The 3,599-nt window shown below is 75.2% G+C and carries 4 protein-coding genes; 1 reads left to right on the forward strand and 3 read right to left on the reverse strand.

Annotated features, from left to right (window positions below; translation table 11 throughout):
* The first annotated feature begins 282 nt into the window (after positions 1 to 282).
* A complete protein-coding gene (locus FOE67_RS19935; protein ID WP_182666214.1) occupies positions 283 to 1,143 on the forward strand; it encodes a VOC family protein in 861 nt (286 codons plus the stop codon).
* Between the two features lie 24 nt (positions 1,144 to 1,167).
* On the opposite strand, the gene FOE67_RS19940 is transcribed toward FOE67_RS19935, so the two are convergent.
* The 3 genes from FOE67_RS19940 to FOE67_RS19950 form a co-directional block, all read right to left on the reverse strand.
* Positions 1,168 to 1,920: a thymidine kinase gene (locus FOE67_RS19940; protein ID WP_182666215.1), complete on the reverse strand. Its 753-nt coding sequence runs from the start codon at positions 1,918 to 1,920 to the stop codon at positions 1,168 to 1,170.
* Positions 1,921 to 2,014: 94 nt separating this feature from the next.
* A complete protein-coding gene (locus FOE67_RS19945; protein ID WP_438874262.1) occupies positions 2,015 to 3,223 on the reverse strand; it encodes an alkaline phosphatase family protein in 1,209 nt (402 codons plus the stop codon).
* Positions 3,220 to 3,599, reverse strand: a 380-nt coding sequence (locus FOE67_RS19950) for a DUF5998 family protein (RefSeq protein WP_228474074.1), incomplete at its 5' end; no start/stop codon positions are given. The genes FOE67_RS19945 and FOE67_RS19950, both read right to left, overlap by 4 nt.

Raw genomic sequence — 3,599 nt, forward strand, 5'->3', positions numbered from 1 at the left:
GCCCCGGCTCCCGCCCCCGTCCGGGCGCCACGGGTGACGAGACGGATGCGGAGAGGCAGGATTGCGCGGGCAGCGACGGAAAACCCGCGACACCCCGGCCCGGTACCGGCCGCGCACGACGACGCGGGAGGAGATCGGTGGGAGCATCGACAGTGACACCGGTGTCATCGCCCCGGGCCCCGGGCGAACGGGGCCGGCCGACGACTCGGACGGTGTCCGCCGTACGGCGCCGGGAGCGCGGTGGCCCGGAAGCGCCCGGTTCAGTTCCGAGGAGAGGCGACGATGACCGAATCCGTGAGCGGACCCACCCCCGGCATTCCCTGCTTCGTCAGCGTGATGATGCACGACCTGCCCGCCGGCCGGCGGTTCTACGGGGAGCTGCTCGGGTGGGAGTTCGAAGCGGGTCCGGAGATGTTGGGCCCGTACCTCAACGCGAAGGTGGGGGGTCGACCGGTCGCCGGGCTGGGCGGGATGGCCCCGGGGCGCCGGCACCCCGTGGACTGGGTGCCGTTCTTCTCCACCGCCGACGCCGACTCCACCATGGATCGGGTGCGCGAGTGCGGCGGCACGCCGGCGGTGGGGCCGATGGACGTGGAACGGGCGGGCCGGGTGGCGCTGGCCGCCGACCCGATGGGCGCGGTCTTCGGGGTCTGGCAGGCCGGGGTGGAGCACGGCACCCCCTTCTCCACCCGCCCGGGCTCGCCGGTGTGGACGGAGCTGGTGACCGTGGAATCCTCCATGGTGAGCAAGTTCTACTCGCTGGTCTTCGACGACGAGCCGCGGCCGGAGCAGCGCGACGGGGGCGCCGGGAGGGCCGGGAGGCCCGGGGGCACCCATGCCGCCGGGGCCGCCGGTGAGCCGGGGGATTACGTGGTGCTGTACCACAACGACCGACCGGTGGCCGGGATCCACGGCGTGGGCGCGACCGGCCTGCCGCCGGGGCACGGCGCCTGCTGGGTGACCTACTTCGCGGTGGCCGACCCGGAGGAGGCCGCGGAACGGGTGACCCGGCTGGGCGGGAGGGTGTTGGGCCCGGTCTCGCGTGCCCCGTTCGGTGATTTCGTCCGGGCGACCGATCCCGAGGGCGCTCCCTTCGGGCTCGTGCGACCCTCCGACCCCGCCTCGCCCCCCGCCGGGGGCTGAGCCCTCCCGCCCCGCCGGGCGGGGTCAGCCGGCGCGGATCGGATCCCGACCGCCCCCCGCGGCGCGGGGTCCGGCCGGCGCCGGAACCCCCGCCCCGGACTCGGCGGGTTCCTCGGGGGGATCCACCGGGAGCACGTCCGGGGAGAGACGGGCCGTCCCGGCCGCGGCGGCGGTCAGGCGCCGCCGGTGGTGACGCCGGCACAGCACCTCGTAGCCCACCGTTCCCCCGTGGCCGTCACCGGGCTCGCCGTCGACGTCACCGACCACCACCAACTCCCCCTCGACGACCATCCGGCCGTCCACGGTGCGGGCGTTGTGGGTGGCGCGCTCACCGCACCAGCACAGCGACTCCACCTGGAGGGTGCGGACGCTGTCGGCGAGTTCGATGAGGCGCCGGGAGCCGGGGAAGAGGCGGGTGCGGAAATCGGTGGTGATGCCGAAGGCGAAGACATCGATGCCCAGGTCGTCGACGATCCGGGCGAGTTGGTCGACCTGGTCGGCGGAGAGGAACTGGGCCTCGTCCACGATCAGGTGGTCCACCCGGTCCCCCGCGGTGAGCCGACGCACCAGGTGGCGGTGGAAGTCGAACTCCTCGTCGGTCTCGATCGCCTCGGTGACCAGGCCGAGCCGGGAGGACAACCGCCCCTCCCCCGCCCGGTCGTCCCGGGTGAAGATCAGCCCCCGGAGTCCGCGGGCCGAGCGGTTGTGCTGGATCTGCAGGGCGAGCGTGCTCTTTCCGCAGTTCATCGTTCCGGCGTAGAAGGCGAGTTCGGCCACGGGCGGGGCTTTCGGTGCGACGGACGGGGATGGGCGACGGGCGCGGGGCGAGGGGCTGCACGGGATCCGTGGTCGGGATCCGGGGACGACCGGCTCAGGAACGGACCTCCAGCAGGGGGATGTCCAGTTCCGCGGAGGTCAGCGAACCGTGCATGCCGATCAGCGCCGACTCGTTGGGCTCGGAGGAGGTGGCGACCACGGCGGCGGTGCCGGTCATGGCGACGACCACGTCGCCCAGCCGCCCCACCACCCGAGCCTCCATGCTCTTCGGCGGACCGAACCAACCCAGCTCGACGGCCTCCTCGCGACCGACCACCCAGGCGTCCTCCCCCAACACCTCCCGCCAGACGGTGAGCACGTCGGCGGCGGCGCCGGGGACGGCGTAGACGTGGCGGGCCCGGCCCTCGCCGCCGAGCAGGCGCACCCCCGCGCTCAACTCCCAGTCCTCGTCCACGTCGTAGCGGGACTCCTCGGTCATCGGCACGTCCACCATGCCGTGGTCGGCGGTCACGTACAGCACCGCGCGCGGGGGGAGTTGCTCGGCCAGTCGGCGGGCCAGGGCGTCCACGGTGCGCAACTGCGCGCGCCACTCCGGGGAGTCCACGCCGAAGCGGTGGCCGCAGGCGTCCAGGTCGGCGTAGTAGGTGTAGACCAGGGCGCGGTCGGCGGCGGCCAGCCGGCTCGCGGCCAGATCCATGCGCTCGCCGGGGTCCAGCCGCCCGAACCATCGGCCGCCGCTGAGCGCCACCCGGGTCAGCGGGGTGTGCTCGAAGGCGGGGGCCGAGACCTGGCAGGTGGCCACTCCCGCCTCGTGGGCCAACCGGAAGACGGTGGGGTGCGGCTGCCACAGGTGGGGATCGGTCCACGGGTCCCAGCGCAGCTGGTTCATCAGCCGGTCCGCGTCGGGGTCCAGGACCCGGTAGCCGGCCAGGCCGTGCGCCCCGACCGGCAGCCCGGTGCCGACCGAGGCCAGCGAGGAGGCGGTGGTGGAGGGGAAACCGGCCGTGGCGGGCCGGCCGGTGCCGGCGAGCGAGCCGGGCAGCAGCGAGGTCAGGAACGGCGCCTCGGCCGGGTGGGCACGCAGCACCTCCCAGCCCAGACCGTCCACCAGGAAGACGCACACCCGGTCGGCGGGCGGCAGGACCAGCCCGGTGGGCGGGGCCGGCACGCCCATGCCGGCGAGCGCGGCGGGCAGGAGGTCCGCCAGCGAGGCGGTGCCCCAGGCGGGCACGGGGGCGAGGGCCGGATCGGGGAGCGGCGGTTCGTCGAAGGCGTCCGCGGGGGCCGGGGGCACCCCGGTCACCGGCCGGTGGGGGCGGTGGCCTCGGAGAGGGCGCGGGCGAACTCCAGGGTCTGCCGGACGGTCTCCGGTCCGTCCCCCGCCTCGCTGATGCGCAACGAGAGGTCGTCGGCGGTGGTGGAGCCGGTGTAGCCGTGGTCGGCCTCGCAGCCGGGGTCGCCGCAGCCGGCGGGCTCGAGGTCGATGCGGGAGACGGCGCCCCAGCCGATGGTGAGGACCACCTCGTGGGGCAGGGTGCCCGGGGTGTAGGCCTCGGGGTCGGCGACGACGCGGCTGAGCACCACCGAGGAGATGCGGTCCAGTCGGACCGATTCGGTGGAGGTCGTGGCGTAGGGGGCCGGCGCGGCGGGCTGGGCGGAGCCGGAGCCCCGGTCGGAGG

The sequence above is a fragment of the Streptomyces calidiresistens genome, assembly GCF_014141525.1.
Lineage (GTDB): Bacteria > Actinomycetota > Actinomycetes > Streptomycetales > Streptomycetaceae > Streptomyces > Streptomyces calidiresistens.

Excerpts from the sequence above, each read along its gene's own strand:
- FOE67_RS19935 (WP_182666214.1), top strand. The coding sequence starts at position 283 with ATGACCGAATCCGTGAGCGGACCCACCCCCGGCATTCCCTGCTTCGTC.